This is a genomic window from Telluria sp. AIW5 (assembly GCF_056680575.1).
In genome coordinates this window covers 4557017-4574240 of record NZ_CM155289.1, presented here as the reverse complement: position 1 = coordinate 4574240, position 17224 = coordinate 4557017, and the positions used below count along the sequence as shown (strand labels likewise).

General features: G+C 64.5%; 11 protein-coding genes. 4 read left to right on the top strand and 7 right to left on the bottom strand.

Annotated features, from left to right (window positions below; translation table 11 throughout):
• Positions 1 to 116: 116 nt before the first annotated feature.
• Positions 117 to 1034 carry a quinoprotein dehydrogenase-associated SoxYZ-like carrier gene (locus tag AC1MEM_RS20205; RefSeq protein ID WP_499473546.1) on the bottom strand — a complete coding sequence of 306 codons (918 nt, stop codon included), beginning with the start codon at positions 1032 to 1034 and terminating at the stop codon, positions 117 to 119.
• A 1167-nt stretch (positions 1035 to 2201) separates the two neighbouring features.
• Between AC1MEM_RS20205 and AC1MEM_RS20200 the strand changes: the two genes are divergently transcribed.
• Complete coding sequence (locus tag AC1MEM_RS20200) at positions 2202 to 3887, top strand: PLL family lectin (RefSeq protein ID WP_499473544.1); 1686 nt, start codon at positions 2202 to 2204, stop codon at positions 3885 to 3887.
• A gap of 204 nt (positions 3888 to 4091) precedes the next feature.
• On the opposite strand, the gene AC1MEM_RS20195 is transcribed toward AC1MEM_RS20200, so the two are convergent.
• From AC1MEM_RS20195 to AC1MEM_RS20175, 5 genes are read right to left on the bottom strand one after another with little or no spacing between them, the layout of a single operon-like run.
• A complete protein-coding gene (locus tag AC1MEM_RS20195) occupies positions 4092 to 4433 on the bottom strand; it encodes a group II intron maturase-specific domain-containing protein (protein WP_499473542.1) in 342 nt (113 codons plus the stop codon).
• 13 nt (positions 4434 to 4446) lie between these two features.
• Complete coding sequence (locus tag AC1MEM_RS20190; RefSeq protein ID WP_499473541.1) at positions 4447 to 5715, bottom strand: c-type cytochrome; 1269 nt, start codon at positions 5713 to 5715, stop codon at positions 4447 to 4449.
• Complete coding sequence (locus AC1MEM_RS20185; protein WP_499473539.1) at positions 5712 to 6419, bottom strand: c-type cytochrome; 708 nt, start codon at positions 6417 to 6419, stop codon at positions 5712 to 5714. Before AC1MEM_RS20185 ends, AC1MEM_RS20190 begins: the two co-directional genes overlap by 4 nt.
• Before the next feature lie 53 nt (positions 6420 to 6472).
• On the bottom strand, positions 6473 to 7072 hold the full coding sequence (locus tag AC1MEM_RS20180; RefSeq protein WP_499473537.1) for a 3'-5' exonuclease: 600 nt from the start codon (positions 7070 to 7072) through the stop codon (positions 6473 to 6475).
• A gap of 21 nt (positions 7073 to 7093) precedes the next feature.
• Positions 7094 to 7657 (bottom strand): ProQ/FINO family protein, encoded by a 564-nt coding sequence (locus tag AC1MEM_RS20175; protein WP_499473535.1) that lies wholly within the window; start codon positions 7655 to 7657, stop codon positions 7094 to 7096.
• 600 nt (positions 7658 to 8257) lie between these two features.
• On the opposite strand from AC1MEM_RS20175, the gene rpoD reads away from it, so the two are divergent.
• From rpoD to AC1MEM_RS20160, 3 genes are all read left to right on the top strand, one after another.
• Positions 8258 to 10930, top strand: coding sequence for an RNA polymerase sigma factor RpoD (rpoD, locus tag AC1MEM_RS20170; RefSeq protein ID WP_499473533.1), 2673 nt, complete (start codon positions 8258 to 8260; stop codon positions 10928 to 10930).
• 380 nt (positions 10931 to 11310) lie between these two features.
• Entirely contained in the window at positions 11311 to 13251 is a 1941-nt protein-coding gene (locus AC1MEM_RS20165) for a methyl-accepting chemotaxis protein (protein ID WP_499473531.1), read from the top strand.
• Positions 13252 to 13347: 96 nt separating this feature from the next.
• Positions 13348 to 14187, top strand: coding sequence for a transporter (locus tag AC1MEM_RS20160; RefSeq protein WP_499473529.1), 840 nt, complete (start codon positions 13348 to 13350; stop codon positions 14185 to 14187).
• Between the two features lie 148 nt (positions 14188 to 14335).
• Here the strand turns inward: AC1MEM_RS20160 and ppc are convergent, their stop codons facing one another.
• Complete coding sequence (ppc, locus tag AC1MEM_RS20155; protein WP_499473527.1) at positions 14336 to 17161, bottom strand: phosphoenolpyruvate carboxylase; 2826 nt, start codon at positions 17159 to 17161, stop codon at positions 14336 to 14338.
• Positions 17162 to 17224: the final 63 nt, after the last annotated feature.

The window sequence follows — 17224 nt, the reverse complement described above, 5'->3', positions numbered from 1 at the left end:
GGCGCGACTTGATCGACGCGCAGTGGCGCCGCGGCAAGGTGCGGAGCGGCGGCAGCGACAGCGGCTGCCAGCAGCCAGGCCGCGGGGTTCGGGCGCCGCTTCAGGCCTGTGCGCATCTAGCCTCCCACCTCCAGCGAGTGGCGGAAGCTGGCGCCCTCACTGTCGCGGATCAGCACTTGCAGGGCCCCGGGTTCTTGCGCGACGAAGCCGAACTGGATCGAGGGATCTTCGCTGATGCCGATCGACGTGTCCGCCGTCAGCACCGGCTTGCCCTTATAGGTGACTTCGATCTTGTTGATGAAAAACGCGGGCCGATATCCATTGGTGGACAGGTCGCGCTGCAAGCCGGTGTACATCGGATGCCTGATCAACAGCCTGGCCTTGTTGAGGCCTGCGCGTTTGAATGGCCCGTCGAGCGCCATTTTCATTTTTCCTGCCGCCGCCATCGCTGCCGCATTATCGCCCAGCGTCGTTCCGCCGCAACCGCCGGACGCTTTCACGACAATGGCGTTCACATACAAGCGGCCATCGTTCGACTCGGCCACCACGTGTACCGGCGAATCGGACTCGAAGCGGATTCTGGTGGCAATTTCCGCCTTGCCGCTCTCGGGATAGAAGTGAAAAACCGCCGTCAAGGGCGCCGGATTGGCGTCGACGATCACGGTCACCGACTTGATGTACTGTTTTGCAGTCATCGGATGATCGATGCTGAAAGCGAAAGGAACCTGGTCGCCGCTGGCCGCGCGCGCGGGCGCGGTCAGGTGGATGAAAGGGGCATCTTCCAGTTGCTTGCCGGGGAAGTAGGACTGTTGCAAGGCCGTCCAGGAAGCGTCCGGCGCCTGGGCCAGCGCCGCTGGCGGGCAGGCCGACAAGGCCAGGGTTATCAGGCTGAGCAATAAATACAGACACCGCGCGCCGCGTGTACGAGTTTTCATCGAATCAACCTTTATCCCGAGGTGGCTACACGATCTCATTTGTGAAACCGGCGCCCCGTTGTTTTGCCAGGCACCGTGACGTCCTCGCACCGACTGCATGCGTCCTTGCCGATAAGACGACTATAACGCATGAAATCCGTTGTATGAATCGTAGCTTGTGAAGTCGCAAAAATTCCTTGAATGGCAATTCGAGAAATTCATTTTCCTTAGGGAAGTGCTGATGAATTTAACTTTTACTCAACATTTATAAGTCAGGCGCTCACTTCTTTGCTTCATGGATGCGACGGCAAAAGATGCGATGTGACATTGTGCCAGCTCGGCGGGGCTCGCAGAGGCAAGCTCAGGAATAATTCAGCGGTTCCCTAACCCGCTGGATAAAAGCGCGTCCAGCGAAACTGGGATTGCGGCTTGCGCTCCCGATTTGCCGTCGAGATTGGGGTCTGTGGCACGACAAAGGTTGTGTTTGCGGTAGCTCAACGTCCCCATGCATTTTTGAGAACCTACCGCTTAACGTTTGGTCATAACACTGAGCGCCGAAAAGTAGAAGCGGGGAGACGCTATTCATTCGGAGGTAAGGAATGAAAGTCTCGCGGGGACGTCCGAGTCGGTGCGCTGTCAGCATTCCCGATTACATTTTGCAATAGCGATGCAAGGGATTCCTGGAGAGAGCGATGGCGAAAGAGAATAACACCCTTCCAACCCCGAAGCGGGGCGCGTTCCCGACCCCCAGAAGCGTACTGGCCGGCGCCACACCCTACGCGCCCGAAAAAACCGCCGACCAACCAGGATCGGAATCGTACTCCCCGGAAGTATCTAACCGTTCAGGTACTAGTACAGGAGGAATAGCTATGAGTGATCAGTCAGGTTCGGCGAGCTATGTCGGGACTGCAGGTACGCCACCGCCGCCCTCAGGCGCCGCTGCCGCTGGTTCGAAGTCTGGCTCACAGTCCAGTGCGAGCTATGTCGGGACTGCAGGTACGCCACCGCCGCCCTCAGGCGCCGCTGCCGCCGGTTCGAAGTCCGGCTCGCAGGCCGGTTCGGGCTATGTCGGAACCGCAGGTACGCCACCGCCGCCCTCAGGCGCCGCTGCCGCCGGTTCGAAGTCCGGCTCGCACGCCAGTTCGGGCTATGTCGGAACCGCAGGTACGCCCCCGCCGCCCAAATAAGATCTGTCCAATAGAGCGGTCTGATCCAGGGAGCGGGAAGAGGCCCCTCGAGATGTAGAGGGCTCAGTTTTCGCCTTATTGTCAGAAGGAGTAAGACGCGATGCCTGCGATTAGCACTCTGAAGCGAGGCGCATTGCCTACCCCACGGTCGGTATTGGCCTCGGCGAAACCTTTTGTCGCCAAATTGGGTGCGCCACCCGAATACATCGTCATCCCGCAACAGCTCTCGATGTGGGGCAACGACGTGCACGGAGACTGCGTAACGGCGGAGGAAGCATTTGCGAAGGCCTGCTATCAGCCGGAGATTTTTATCACCGAGGGCGAGGTCATCAATTGGGCGACGCGCCATGGAGTCCTTGAAGGCGCCTATATCAACCAGGTGCTCGACTGGATGGTGAATGACGGCTTTCAGCAGGACGGTCAGACCTACAACGATGGCGGCAAACTGTCGGTCGATTGGAGCAATGCCGGCATCCTCAAGAATGCAATTTCGCAGGGTCCGGTGAAGATCGGCATTGCCGCCGATCAGATTCAGACTGCTTATCGGCGACAAAATGGCTGGTTCGCGACCGGGTTTTACGCCGACGCCAATGAGGATCACAGCGTCGCGCTTTGTGGCTACGGCAGTATGTCCTGGCTGGCGCAGCAGCTCGGCGTCTCGGTACCATCCGGGGTGGATGGCAACGCGCCAGGCTATGCCCTGTATACCTGGGACACGATCGGCATCATCGACGAGCCGTCGATGCAGGCGATCACGCACGAGGCCTGGCTCAGGGTGCCGACAACGGTCATCGTGTCCGCGCAGGGTGTGCGCATCCATGTCTGCGCCCGTGGCAGCGACGGTGCCGTGTGGCACAGGTGGCAGACGGCTCCCAACAATGGCTGGAGCGACTGGTATTCGCTCGGCGGCTGGGTCGACTTGATCGAGGTCGCGACGAACCAGGACGGGCGCCTCGAGATCTTCGCGCGCGGCGGCGACGGCGCTCTCTGGCACAATTGGGAGCTTAGCCCCGGCGGCGGCTGGAGTGGCTGGTACTCGATGGGCGGCTGGATCGACCGGCTGAACGTGGTCCAGAACGCCGATGGCCGCCTCGAGATCTTCGCGCGGGGCGGCGATGGTGCACTCTGGCACATGTGGCAGACCGCTCCCAGCAACGGCTGGAGTGACTGGTATTCGCTCGGCGGCTGGATCGATACTCTGGACGTGGCTCGAAACGCCGACGGCCGGCTAGAAATCTTCGCACGCGGCAGTGATGGTGCCGTCTGGCACATGTGGCAGACCGCTCCCAACAACGGCTGGAGCGACTGGTATTCGCTCGGCGGCTGGATCGATATACTGGACGTTGCTCGAAACGCCGACGGTCGGCTAGAAATCTTCGCACGCGGCAGTGATGGTGCCGTGTGGCACATGTGGCAGACCGCTCCCAACAACGGCTGGAGCGACTGGTATTCATTCGGCGGCTGGATCGATAGGCTGGACCTCGGCAGAAATGCGGATGGCCGCCTCGAGATCTTCGCGCGCGGCGGTGATGGTGCGGTCTGGCACATGTGGCAGACCGCTCCCAACAACGGCTGGAGCGACTGGTACTCGCTCGGCGGCTGGATCGACCTGCTCAATGTCTCTTCGAACGATGATGGCCGCATGGAGGTCTTCGCGCGCGGCGGCGACGGCGCTGTCTGGCATATGTGGCAGACGGCTCCCAGCAATGGCTGGAGCGACTGGTATTCGCTCGGCGGCTGGATCGATATTCTGGCGGTATGGCCCAAGGCGCCCGGGACGCCGTAACCCGAAGGCGGGAAGAGAACATCGGCCGCGCGGCTGACGATACCCAGAAGGCGCCATGGACTCGACTCCGTGGCGTTTTTTCCGTGCGCTCAGCATGAGCGCTATATTTTTATGGGTGAGTACTTAGAATCAAGGCGGCAATCGTGGCGGCGCCAGGTGTGGGCTTCTCGCCGGGGCCACGCGCGCTCGCCAACGTTCCGGTGCCTATCCAGCTTTTGGAGCGGCGACAAAGATGAACCGGTGGGCATGTTTGAAGTAAGCGTACCAGCCTCGCAGGGGCGGATTGAGCGACGCAATCACGCACTCGATGGAATGACGCACGGTACGCTTCGTCTTGGCGCGGATTTTATCGCGCAACGACCGCAGACTTTTCTTGCGCACCCAACGCTGCGCTGCTTCAAAGCGGTAGCCCAGAAACTCGAACCCTTGCCCCTCCACCCGGCAATTTCCGACATGCGTCTTGTCAGGATGTAGCGTCAAGCCGTTCGCAGTCACCCATGCCCGCATTCGAGCCAGCGCTGCTTCCGCTTCCTCCCACCACGGCATGACCCCACGGCATCTAATCGAGCGGCACGCTGCGGTAGCGATTCACCTCCGAGGCCGTTGCGGGCGCCGCGGCGTTGCCCCAGCTGGCGCGCAGGTAGCTCACCAGCGTCGCCACCTGGCTGTCGTCGAGCACGTGGCCGAAGGGCGGCATGCCGTAGGGACGCGGGTTGCCCTGTGTTCCAGGTGCAAAGCCGCCATTCAACACGACGCGGATCGCATTCACCGGCTCGCTTAATGCCAGCGCCCGGTTACCGGCAAGCGCCGGATACGGTCCCTTGCCTTCGCCGCGCTCGCCATGGCAGGTGGCGCAATGCTTGCCGAACAATTGCTCTCCCGCGCGCATCATCTGCTCGGGCGGCGCCGCCGCGGCCGCGCGCTCCACGCCGGATCCGGCCGGCAGCGCTTTCAGGTAGACGGCCATCGCGCCCAGGTCGTCCTGCGTCAGGTATTGCAGGCTTTGCGCCACCACTTCGGCCATGGGCCCGGTCACGCTGGCGCCCGGCGCAACACCGGTGCCCAGCAGCTGCACGATATGCGCCTCGCTCGACTTGCCCATGCCCGCTTCTGCATCCGACATCAGCGAAGGCGCATACCAGCCAAGCATCGGGATCAGGCCGCCGCCGAGCGTGCCGCCGCTTGCGCCGAACTGGTTGCGCGCGCTGTGGCAGGCGCTGCAGTGGCCGAGTCCCTCGACCAGGTAGGCGCCGCGGTTCCAGCGGGCGTTCTTCGCGGCGTCCGGCTGCTGCACGCCGGGCTTGAAGTAGAGCAGGCGCCAGCCGGCCAGCGTCAGTTGCTGGTTGTAGGGGAAGCCCAGGTCATGCTCGATATTTTGCTGGCGCACCGGCGGCAGGCTGCGCAGGTAGGCAAACAGGGCATCCGCATCCGGCCGCGTCACCTTCGTGTAATTCGTGTAGGGGAAGGCCGGATACAGCAGGCGGCCATCCTTCGATTTGCCGTTGTGCAGTGCGCGCCAGAAATCGTCGGCCGTCCAGTTGCCGATGCCGGTCGCCGCTTCCGGCGTGATGTTGGGCGCGAACAGGCGGCCGAAGGGCGTATCGAGCGCGCGGCCGCCGGCCCAGGGCACGCCGCCGCGCGCCGTGTGGCAGGCCATGCAGTCGCCGGCGCGGGCCAGGTAGGCCCCGCGGGCGAGATTCGCCTCGGTGGCCGCATGGTCGGCGGGCGAAGCCGAGGCAATGAATTCCTCGCGCGGCCAGGCCAGCGCGACGAGCCCCGCCGCCACGACGAGCAGCAGGATCAGGCCATAGGCAATGCGCCGCTTCATGGCACGCTCCCGCAGGCGATCGGAAGGGGTTGCGTCAGGCGTTCGGCCGGACGCGCGTCGGGCGGCGTCGGCTGGCTGGCGAGCCAGGCCGAGATGGCGGCGACGTCGCCCGGTGCCAGCCGTTCGGCGATCAATGCCATGCAGTCGGGCGCGTGGGCGCGGCGCACCTTGTTGCGCCAGGCGCCGAACTGCGCATTCACGTAATCGCGCGGCAGGTTCAGGAGGCCGGGAATCGCGGGCGCCACGCCGGCCAGGCGCTCGCCATGGCAGGCGACGCAGGCCGGCACCTTCAGTGCCGGGTCGCCCTGGCGCACCAGGCGCTGGCCGCGTTCGAGCACGCCGGCTGCCACGGCCGGCGCGGCAGGCGCCGGGACTGGCGGGTGCTGACTCGAGAAATAATCCGCGATTTCATGCAGGTAGGGATCGGGCAGGTGGGCGACCATCCAGGTCATCAGGGGATACTGGCGCCGGCCGTCGCGGAAGTTCACCAGCTGGTTGTACAGGTAGCCCGCTGGTTTGCCCGCAATGCGCGGAAAATAGACGCCGCCCGCGCTGGTGCCGGCGCCATCCTTCGGCGCATGGCAGGCGATGCAGGCGGCGACGCGCTGCTCGATCGTATCGGGGACGGGTGTGCGGGCGCCGGCAGCAAAAGGCAGGGCGCACAGGAGGAGTGCTGAAAAACGGAGCGGAGCAGGGATCGGCATGCGGCTTCCAGGTTATCAATATCAGGATGATAACCCAAGGCCGCAGGCCTGGCTCATGCGGGCGGGTTTGCCCGCCAGTGGCGATAGATGCGCAAAGCCACATGCGCATCGTCGGCGGCGTAGCGGATCTGCTGTTCCGACAGCCGCGGCAGCGCCCAGTTGGTGGTGGTGATGCGCTTCGACTTGGCCAGGCGCTGGCCGAAGAAACGCGCCACCGCCGTCTTCGCGCCGAGCGTGTTGCGCTCGCCGCGGCGGCGCAGCGTGGTCGACAGGTCGACCACGTTCTGCGTCTCGATGCCGAGCTTGCCGCGCAGGCGGCGCAGGTCGTCGCCCAGGCCAAAGCCCACTTTCAGGATCGACGGGGATTCCAGTATCGCCTTCAGCACAGCCTGCAACGCGTCGGCGCCGGGCTTCGCGCCGATCTGGAACAGGTAGGCGGTGCTGTCGGTGGCCAGCTGCACCAGGTGCGGACCGGTCGATTCTTCTCCCTTGGCGAAGGTCGGTTTCGACTCGGTGTCGAAACCGACGACGTCGGCGCGGGACAAGGCCGCCAGGGCCTCGGCGGCCTCGGCCTCGGTCTTCACCAGCACGATGTCGTCGAGGGTGATGCCTGCGTACGGCGGCAGCTCTTCTTCTTCAGGAAGGGAACTCATTCGCGCTGCGGTTAAAAGAACTTAACCGCGCGAAAACTTCGAGGCCAGCTGCTGCAGCTTTTCCTGGCGCAGGCGCGCCGCTTCGGCTTCTGCGGCCGCGGCCTTTTCGGCCTTCTTGCGGTCGGCTTCCTTCTTGAAGCGCAGCTGCAGCTGTTCCTTGGCGTGCAGGCGGTGGGTGTCGGTCACTTCCGCGCCGGCAACGCCGTCGAGGTCGTAACGCACGGTCGCCTTTTCCATGGAACGCAGGTAGCGCATCGAGCCGGTATGGATGCCGAGCGCGGCGCGCATGGTCTTGCGGTCGAGGCCGGGAATGCGCGACAGCAGCTGCTTGTCGATGCCGATCGCCAGCGGCAGGCAATCGCGGAAGGCCGGGAATTGCTGCTGAAGCTGTTTCAGCAGCGCACGCGCCGACTGGGCTGGCGCAGTGGCTGCCGTCGCGGCTGCGGCCGGTGCGTCGCTGGCCGCGGGCGCCTCGGCGCCGCTGTCGACGGAGGTATCCGGGGCCGTTGCCTCGGTGTTCGGGGTCTCGGCTGGGGAAGGGGTGGTAGCGTCGACGGACTCGGCGGCAGAACTAATGGTATTCATTGACTTCATGGTAATAACAGGAATCCGAAGGATAGCATGCTGGCCCGCACTAGTGCGCTGCCAATCGTGTGACTTCTGCTGAGCGTGAAAGGGTGACCGATTGTGGAAAGGCCGTACTCAACAAGCCGGCGCGCAGGGCGGCGCCCCGGTTCGCGAAATCGTGTATGATCCGCCTCTTGCCTTGCGCGCGGCTTGCGTCGGCGCAGACGGATCGAAGGCCTGAGTCGTGACTGAAAAGCAACAGTATGTGATTTGCTTATATCTCATATCGGATATATCAATTATCACCAATTCCGTGCCTTAAGGCATAATGTTGGCTGTCCCGTCTCTTCGATCCGATAGAGCTAGATGCAAGCCCGCCCCGCCGACGGGCTTTTTTTCGTTTCGACATGCACACCGCGATCCTGACCACTGCCTATTCTCATCCTGCTTCTCGCGCATCCGGCCCCGCCGCATGCCGCCGCAGGTGACGGCGTCCTTGATTTGCGGCCTGTCCGCCCTTAACTAGGGCCCTTCCCGATCCTTTAACCGCGGCCGATCCAGGCCGTGGTGACCTTTGACCTCGCAGGCGCGCACCCGCCTCGACAGGAGAGTTTTTTAATGAAGAACACCGCCAAAACACTGACATTGACAGCAAAGAAAGCGCCGGCCAAGAGCGCCACGGCGCAGTTGGCGGTGCCGAAAACCGCGACCTCCTATTTCCTCGAAACGGAAGCGGCGTCCAAGGTCACGGTGGTCAAGACGCGCTCGCGCCTGGCCTCCCTGAAAGCGCAAGCCGATGAAATCCTGGCGGCCGGCGCTGCGCTCGCCCCAGTGGAAGCGCCCGAAGCCCTTGCCGCGGCGGAACCGGTCGAAGCCGCGATTCCAGTCGCGGAGCCGGTCGAAGCCGAAGCCGTTTCGGCATCGGTTGCGGACGCTGTCGAGCCCGAGCCCGAATACATGCAGGCCGCGCCAGCCGAGGCTGCGCCGGCCCCGGTCATCGTCCGCAAGCGCGGCTCGAAACTCGCCGCCCTGAAACCTGCCGATACCGCCGAGGCCGCACCTGCCGCCGCCGCGCCTGCACCTGTCGACGACGAGGCGCCGAAAGCCGCCAAGCCGCGCGTCGTGCGCCGCATCGAGCCGGCCCCGACCGTGATCCAGACCGCCGGCAGCTCGGTGAGCAAGACCACCGACGCCGCCACGCTGGCCGCGATCGACACCACCGGCTACCTGCTGCCGCAAGTCAAGGTGCCGGGTCGCCGTGGCCGCAAGCCGAGCGAATTCACGCCCGAGAACGACGAAGTCGCGGCACTCAACGCCGTCGAGCGCGCCGAACTGAAGGCCGTGTCGAAGGCGCGTGAGCGCAAGGCCAAGGGCATGCCGACGCTGGGCACCGAGCAGGGCTTCTCGGAAGCCGAACTCGAAAAACGCCGCACCCAGTTGCGCAACCTGATCAACATGGGCAAGGAGCGCGGCTACCTGACCCATGCGGAGATCAACGACCACCTGCCGGAAAACATCATCGATCCGGAAGCGATCGAAGGCATCATTGCGACCTTCAACGACATGGGCATCGCGGTGTACGAGCGCGCCCCGGAAGCGGAAATGATGCTGCTGTCGGACAACGCCGTGACGCCGACCAGCGAAGACGAAGTCGAGGCCGCCGCCGCGACCGCGCTGTCGACCGTCGACTCCGACTTCGGCCGTACGACCGACCCGGTGCGCATGTACATGCGTGAAATGGGCGCCGTGTCGCTGCTGACGCGCGAAGGCGAGATCGAAATCGCGAAGCGCATCGAACAGGGCCTGAAAGACATGGTGCAGGCGATCTCGGCCTGCCCGACGACGATTTCGGAAATCATCGCGCTGTCGCACAAGATCGCCGCCGACGAAATGAAGATCGACGAAGTGGTCGATGGTTTTGTCGACCACAACGACAGCGGCACGCCGGCCCCGGCCGCGCCTGTCGCCGCACCGCGTGCGGCTGCGGACGACGAGGAAGAGGAAGAAGAGGAAGAAGTCGAGGAAGAAGACGGCGATGCCGCCGGCGGCGCGGCCGGCTACTCGACCGAGCAGCTGGCGCAGCTGCGCCGCGGCGCGCTGGACAAATTCGCGCTCATCGAAGAGCAGTTCGACCGCATGGGCCATGCCTTCAAGACCAATGGCTACGGTTCGGCCGCTTATATCAAGGCGCAGGACATCATCACGAACGAGCTGCTGGGCATCCGCTTCACCGCGAAAGTGGTGGAAAAGCTGTGCGACACGCTGCGCCATCAAATGGACGAAGTGCGCGCCATCGAACGGGCCGTGCTCGACATCTGCGTGAACCGCTGCGGCATGCCGCGCGCCCACTTCATCAAGGTCTTCCCGGGCAACGAAACGGATCTCGCCTGGGGCGACCGCGAAGTCGACTGTGCCTATCCGTACAGCGCCGTGCTGGGCCGTAACCTGCCTGCGATCAAGGAACTGCAGCAGCGCATGATCGACCTGCAGGCCCGCGTGGCGCTGCCGCTGGCCGACCTGCGCAAGATTAACAAGCAGATGGCGGCCGGCGAGAAGCGCGCCCGCACCGCGAAGCGCGAAATGACGGTGGCCAACCTGCGCCTGGTGATTTCGATCGCGAAGAAATACATCAACCGCGGCCTGCAATTCCTCGACCTGATCCAGGAAGGCAATATCGGCCTGCTGAAGGCGGTCGACAAGTTCGAATACCGCCGCGGTTATAAATTCTCGACTTACGCGACCTGGTGGATTCGCCAGGCGATCACGCGTTCGATCGCCGACATGGCCCGTACCATCCGCGTGCCGGTGCACATGATCGAGACGATCAACAAGATGAACCGCATCTCGCGCCAGATCATGCAGGAAACCGGCAGCGAGCCGGACCTCGCCACCCTGGCCGTCAAGATGGAAATGCCGGAGAACAAGGTTCGCGAGATCATGAAGATCGCGAAAGAGCCGATTTCGATGGAAACCCCGATGGGCGAGGATGGCGATTCGCAGCTGGGCGACTTCATCGAAGACAACACGACCCTGGCCCCGCTTGACGCTGCGCTGCACGCCTCGATGCGCAACGTGATCAAGGAAGTGCTCGACTCGCTGACCCCGCGCGAAGCGAAAGTGCTGCGCATGCGCTACGGCGTCGAAATGTCGAACGACCACACGCTGGAAGAAGTGGGCAAGCAGTTCGACGTAACGCGCGAGCGTATTCGCCAGATCGAAGCGAAGGCGATGAGCAAGCTGCGCCAGCCGTCGCGGTCGGACAAGCTGAAGACGTTCTTGCACGATAAATAAACCTTTATCGCTTCATGAAAATGCCGCTCAGTTATCGCTGAGCGGCATTTTTTTTGTAGGGTGCGCTCCGCCTACGCGGTGATACGCGCCAGCGAGATCGTCGAGCACGAAATCGGAGCCGCTAACGATCACCGCGTTGAAGGCGTGCACTTCAACCATGCTCATCATTGCCCGGTATAGCCGCCCACCCTACGCCGGCCTGCGTGTTCAATATTGAATCGCTACACGAATGCCTGGACCGATTGTCAATCTGACGAAAGCACAACACTTACTTAAAACTGTATAAACACTTTCTGGTAAACAAGTTGACGCGTGTGGGCGCATACGTGAACATGCGCTACGGAAACATTCTATCAATAGTCACACATTCCCACCGCCCCATGCTCGCCCAATTCCTCCGTCGTTCGTCGATCAAGACCAAGCTCATGCTCAGCATGGCCGCCTGCCTGCTGCTGTTCCTTGTCATTTCCACCACTCTGAGCGTCACCCTGACCGGACGCAGCCTGAGCGAGCGCGCCGTCAACCAGGAGTTGCCGGCCGTGGTCGGCGAGATCCGCAATGACGTGCTGCGCCAGATGGGCGGCCCGATCACGGCCTCGCTGGCGCTGGCCAACAACAGCTTCCTGCATGCCTGGGAGCGCGACAACCTGGCCGACAGCGGCCTGGACGCCTGGCGCACCTATGCCGGCAAAATGAAAGACCTGAACAAGGCAATGACCGTGTTCTGGGCCTCGCCGAGCCAGATGAAATTCATGGACCAGACCGGCCTGTCCTACATGCTGGAAAAGGGCAACCCGCGCGACAAGTGGCTGCCTGAGTTCCTCGCCGGCGGCAAGCCCTACGACCTGAACCTGGACCCGGACCCGAAGACGGGCGAAATGAAGCTCTTCATTAATACCCGGGTCGACGCGGGCGAGGGCAGGGTGGCCGTCGCCGGCCTGGGCCTGTCGGTGAAGGCGATGGCCGACGCCGTGCGTGCGCACAAGGTCGGCAAGTCGGGTTACGTGTTCCTGGCGCGTCCGAACGGCACCATCGTGCTGCACCGCGATCCGACCCTGGCCGATGGCGACCACAAGATGGTCGACCTGCCGGGCTTTACCCCGGCCCTGATCGGCACGCTGTTCAACAAGAGCCAGTTCACGCACGCGACCCGCCAGTCGCCGCAGGGCAGGCTGATCGTCGCCTCGTCCTATGTGCCGGAACTCGACCTGTACGTGGTCGCCGAAGTGCCCGAGAGCGAAGTGCTGGGCGACCTGGCGCGCACGGCCATGATCGCCGCGCTGGTGGCCGGCCTGGTCGGCGGCGGTATCGGCCTGTTCGTCTTCTATTTTGTCAGCCGCGCGATCACCGCGCCGGTCTCCCGCGCGGCCGCCATGCTGGGCGAAATCGCCGACGGCAAGGGCGACCTGACGCGCCGCATGCCGGTCGAGTCGCAGGATGAAGTGGGCGCGCTGGCCGACGCGTTCAACCGCTTCGTTTCCTCGCTCAACCACACGATGAGCGAAGTGCGGCGCAGCAGCCACGCGATCGCCGAAGCATCGAGCGAAATCGCCGCCGGCAACATGAACCTGTCAAGCCGTACCGAAGCGCAAGCCTCGAGCCTGGAAGAGACGGCGGCCGCCATGGAAGAACTGACCTCCACCGTGCGCCAGAACGCCGACAATGCACGCCAGGCGAACACGCTGGTGGAGTCGGCCAGCGACCAGGCGCACCAGGGCGGCCGGGTGGTGGGCGAGGTCGTGTCGACGATGGGTTCGATCACCGACAGTTCGCGCAAGATCGCCGACATCATTGGCGTGATCGACGGCATCGCCTTCCAGACGAATATCCTGGCGCTGAACGCGGCGGTCGAAGCGGCGCGCGCCGTCGAGCAGGGCCGCGGCTTCGCGGTCGTCGCCAGCGAGGTGCGCAACCTGGCGCAGCGCTCGGCCGCGGCGGCGAAGGAAATCAAGGGCCTGATCCAGGATTCCGTGGACAAAGTCGAGACCGGCGCGCGCCTGGTCGATACGGCCGGTGCGACCATGAACGGCATCGTGCAGGCAGTCGGGCGCGTGGCCGACCTGATGCGCGAAATCGATGCCGCCAGCACCGAGCAAAGCCATGGCATCGGCCAGGTGAACCAGGCAATCGCGGCCATGGACGACGCCACCCAGCAGAATGCGGCCCTGGTCGAGGAAGCGGCCGCTGCCGCCAGCGCGCTGGAAGAACAGACCGCCACGCTGGAGCAGGTGGTCGGCGTGTTCAAGCTGGAAGAAGACGCCCGCGGCGCGGCGCCTGCGCCGCGCCGGCCTGGGCACGCGACGGCGCTGCTGCCTGCCTGAACGGCCAATCGGACGGGCTTGACCTTTCGATATCGGTAAAATCCGGGCGTCCTGGCGGAACGTTTCGCCAGCCCGATCGAATCGAAGGAGCTTCGCATGTCTCGAAACTGTACTCCACGCCTGTCCCGCCTGTTGCCTGGTCTTGCGCTCCTGGCTGCGGCCTGGCTTCCCGCACAGGCCCAGGAGGCGCCTGGCAAGGACGAGCCGCTGGAGACCGACCGGCCCGATTTCGTCGAAACGAGCAAGGTCGTCGGCAAGGGCCGGTTCCAGGTCGAAACCAGTGTCCTGGCCGAGCGCGAGCGCAACCCGGAGGAGCGGCAGCGAACGTACTCGATGCCGACCATGCTGCGCGTCGGCCTGAGCGATGCGGTCGAACTGCGCATCGAGACCGACGGCCGGATGGTCCAGCACAGCACGGACAATGCAAGCGGCGAGCGCAGCACGACGGCGGGCTACGCCGATAGCGCTATCGGTGTGCTCTGGCATGTGCAGGATGCGGACGGCAAGCGGCCATCGGTCGGCGTGGTGCTGAACGCAACGCTGCCGACCGGCTCGAACAGCCTGCGCGGCAAGGGCGTACGGCCCTCGCTACGGGTGGTCGGCGAATGGGAGCTGCCGGGCGACATGGAGCTGGGCATGATGCCCGGCATCGCCTTCGATCACGACCAGGAGCACGACCGCGCCACGCCGCGCCATGCCTACGGCCTGTTCGGCATCGTGCTGGACAAGGCCTTCAACGAACGCCTGCACGGCCTGGCCGAAATTTCGCTGCCGCGGATCGCCCGCAGCCGCCATGGCGGCACCGAGGCCAGTTTCGATGTCGGCGCCACCTATTTGCTGACGAAAGACTGCCAGGTCGACACGCTGTTTTCGCGGGGGCTGAATCATCGCACGCCGTATTCGAGCTGGACGGTGGGGCTGTCGTTCAGACTCTGATTCGGCGCGGCTCACGGAAACGTGTGCGGATGATCCGCGATAAGGTGTCGGGGTTGACCGCGTTATCGCCGCGGTCGACCGCCAACGCGATGCACACGTCCGCGTGGGCACGGGTGCCCACCCTACGGTTATGCGTCGTTTTTGTCCATCAGCCCGTATTGCGCAAGCCCGCCGCCACACCATTGATCGACAAATGAATCCCGCGGTGCACGCGCGGGTCCATCTCGACACTTTCGCCGCCTTCGTTCACCTTGTGCGACATCGCGCGGTGGCGGTGGATCAGTTCGACCTGCAGGTGGTTCAGCGGATCGAGGTAGGCAAACCGGTTCTGGATCGAGCGCGCCAACAAAGGATTCGCCGCCAGCCGTTCGCCCGTTCCCGTGACCGCTTCCAGCTGGCGCAGCGTCTCGCCGTGTTCGGCGGCGATGCGCTTGAAGATGCGGTCGCGCAGCGCCGCATCGGGCACCAGGCCGGCGTAGCGCGAGGCGACCGCGAGGTCGGTCTTGGCCAGCACCATGTCCATGTTCGACAGCAGCGTGGCAAAGAAAGGCCAGTCGCGGAACATCTCCCGCAGCGTCTTCAAACGCTCCCCGCCGCTATCCTCGCTCAACCAACCGGCGACCGCCGCGCCGAAGCCGTACCAGCCCGGCAGCAGCAGGCGGCACTGACCCCAGGAGAAGCCCCAGGGAATCGCGCGCAGGTCTTCGATGCGGCGCGTCGACTTGCGCGAAGCCGGGCGCGAGCCGAGGTTCAGTTCGGCGATTTCGGCGATCGGCGTCGCGGCGAAGAAGTAGTCGGTGAACCCCGGCGTCTCGTAGACCAGGTCGCGGTAGGCCGCATACGCCCGCTGCGACAATTGCGCCATGACGCCTTCGAACACGGCCAGGCGCTCGGCTTTTTCTCCCTCGAGCGCATGCGGCATTAGGCTCGCTTCCAGCGTGGCGGCGACCAGCAGCTCGAGGTTGCGGCGGCCGATTTCCGGGTTCGAGAATTTCGAGGCGATGATTTCGCCCTGTTCCGTTAGCCGGATCTGGCCGTTCACGGTACCCGGCGGCTGGGCCAGGATCGCCTGGTAGCTCGGGCCGCCGCCGCGCCCGACGGTGCCGCCGCGGCCGTGGAACAGGCGCAGCTTGACGCCGGCGCGCTCGAAGACTTCGACCAGTTTGAGTTCGGCCTGGTACAGCTCCCAGTTCGAGGTGAGGAAGCCGCCGTCCTTGTTCGAATCCGAATAACCGAGCATGACTTCCTGCAGCCGGCCCTGGTTGTGGACGATGCGCGTGACCGGGGCCAGGCCCATCCAGCTTTCCATGATGGCGCCGGCACGCTGCAGGTCGGGGATGGTTTCGAACAGCGGGATGACCATCACGTCCGAGACGCCGGCGGACGGGCGCACCAGGCCCGCTTCCTTCAGCAGCAGCAGCACTTCGAGCAGGTCGGACACGGCCTCGGTGTGCGAGATGATGTAGTTGCGGATCGCGCGCGCGCCGTAGCGCTGGCGGATCTCGCGCGCCGCGCGCACGATCGCCAGTTCCGATTGCGTCTCGTCGGTATAGGTTTCGAAAGGCGAGTACAGGAGGCGCGGCTGGGCGATTTCGGCCAGCAGCAGCTTCACCTTTGCCTCTTCCGACAGGGCCGCGTAGTCGGCTTCGACCTTCGCCTTTTCGAACAACTCGGCCAGCACGCGCTCGTGCACGTCCGAGGTCTGGCGCATGTCGAGCGAGGCCAGGTGGAAACCGAAGATGTGGGCCGCGCGCGTCAAGCCGGCCAGGCGCGGCATGACCAGCATCGCGCCGTGGTTCTGCTTCAGTGACTCGGCGATGATGCCGAGGTCGGCCGCGAATTCGGCGGCGTCGGCGTACGGCTCGGCGTGGCCGACTTCCTTGCGCAGGATGTTGGTCGCACCGAGTTCGCGCGCGCTGGCGGCGAGGCGCGCATACATGCCGATCAGGGCGCGGCGATAGGGTTCGTCGGCGCGGTGTTCGGACTGGTCGGTCGAGCGTTCGGAGAGCGCCTGCATGGCGGGCGTGACGTCGACCATCAGCGTGGACGTCGACAGCTCGGCGCCGAGCGCATGCACTTCATCGAGGTAAAAATCGAGGATCGTGGTCGCGTGGCGCATCGTCGCGTGGCGCATGGTGGCGGCGTTCACGTTCGGGTTGCCGTCGCGGTCGCCCCCGATCCAGCTGCCCATCTGGACGTAGGCGGCATCGCCTAGTTGCGGCGCGCTGCCGTGGTATTGAAAGCCGATCTCGTCCTCGATGTCGTCGTACAGCGCCGGCAGCTCGCGGAGAAAAGTGATGCGGTAGTAGGAGAGGGCATTCTCGATCTCGTCGGCCACCGTCAGCTTGGTGTAGCGCAGCATGCGCGTCTGCCACAGGGTCGCGATGCGGGCATGCAGCAGCTGCAGGTTGCGGACTTGCTCCTTGGGTGTCAACGGCTGGTCGCGTTCGGCCAGCAGGCGCGCGATGTCGTGCTCGGCGTCGAGGATGGATTTGCGCTGCACCTCGGTCGGGTGGGCCGTGAGCACGGGCGCGATCAGGGCGTTGCGCAGGAAAGTCTCGATCGTGTTCTGCTCGACGCCGGCGCCGCGCAGCTTGCCGAGCGCATGGCCGACGCTGCCTTCGCGCGGACGCGAGCCGGCCAGCAGGTGGGCGCGGCGGCGGCGGTTGTGGTGCTGGTCTTCGGCGATGTTCGCCAGGTGCGAGAAATACGAAAAGGCGCGCACCACCGAGATGGTCTGGTTGCGCGTGAGCTTGTGCAGCAGGGTGGTGAGCTCTTCGCCCGCTTCCGGATCGGCGTCGCGCCGGAAGCGCACGGCGGTCTGGCGGATGGTTTCGACGACGTCGAACACGGCGTCGCCCTCCTGGTCGCGCAGCACGTCGCCGAGCAGGCGGCCGAGCAGGCGGATGTCTTCTTTCAGGGGCGCGTCCTTGTCGGCGCCTGCTTCAACTTGGGGTGCAACGGGTTTGTCCATATCGGCCACTGTTCTCACTTGTCAGGTACACCAGTTGGCATGGCGATCGGCCATGATCCAGGG

What these genes read in the sequence shown, in the direction of transcription:
- AC1MEM_RS20205 (WP_499473546.1), bottom strand. Translation starts at nt 1,034, where the DNA reads ATGCAGTCGGTGCGAGGACGTCACGGTGCCTGGCAAAACAACGGGGCG.
- AC1MEM_RS20200 (WP_499473544.1), top strand. Translation starts at nt 2,202, where the DNA reads ATGCCTGCGATTAGCACTCTGAAGCGAGGCGCATTGCCTACCCCACGG.
- AC1MEM_RS20160 (WP_499473529.1), top strand. Translation starts at nt 13,348, where the DNA reads ATGTCTCGAAACTGTACTCCACGCCTGTCCCGCCTGTTGCCTGGTCTT.
- rpoD (WP_499473533.1), top strand. Translation starts at nt 8,258, where the DNA reads ATGAAGAACACCGCCAAAACACTGACATTGACAGCAAAGAAAGCGCCG.
- AC1MEM_RS20165 (WP_499473531.1), top strand. Translation starts at nt 11,311, where the DNA reads ATGCTCGCCCAATTCCTCCGTCGTTCGTCGATCAAGACCAAGCTCATG.
- AC1MEM_RS20190 (WP_499473541.1), bottom strand. Translation starts at nt 5,715, where the DNA reads ATGAAGCGGCGCATTGCCTATGGCCTGATCCTGCTGCTCGTCGTGGCG.
- AC1MEM_RS20185 (WP_499473539.1), bottom strand. Translation starts at nt 6,419, where the DNA reads ATGCCGATCCCTGCTCCGCTCCGTTTTTCAGCACTCCTCCTGTGCGCC.
- ppc (WP_499473527.1), bottom strand. Translation starts at nt 17,161, where the DNA reads ATGGACAAACCCGTTGCACCCCAAGTTGAAGCAGGCGCCGACAAGGAC.
- AC1MEM_RS20180 (WP_499473537.1), bottom strand. Translation starts at nt 7,072, where the DNA reads ATGAGTTCCCTTCCTGAAGAAGAAGAGCTGCCGCCGTACGCAGGCATC.
- AC1MEM_RS20195 (WP_499473542.1), bottom strand. Translation starts at nt 4,433, where the DNA reads ATGCCGTGGTGGGAGGAAGCGGAAGCAGCGCTGGCTCGAATGCGGGCA.
- AC1MEM_RS20175 (WP_499473535.1), bottom strand. Translation starts at nt 7,657, where the DNA reads ATGAATACCATTAGTTCTGCCGCCGAGTCCGTCGACGCTACCACCCCT.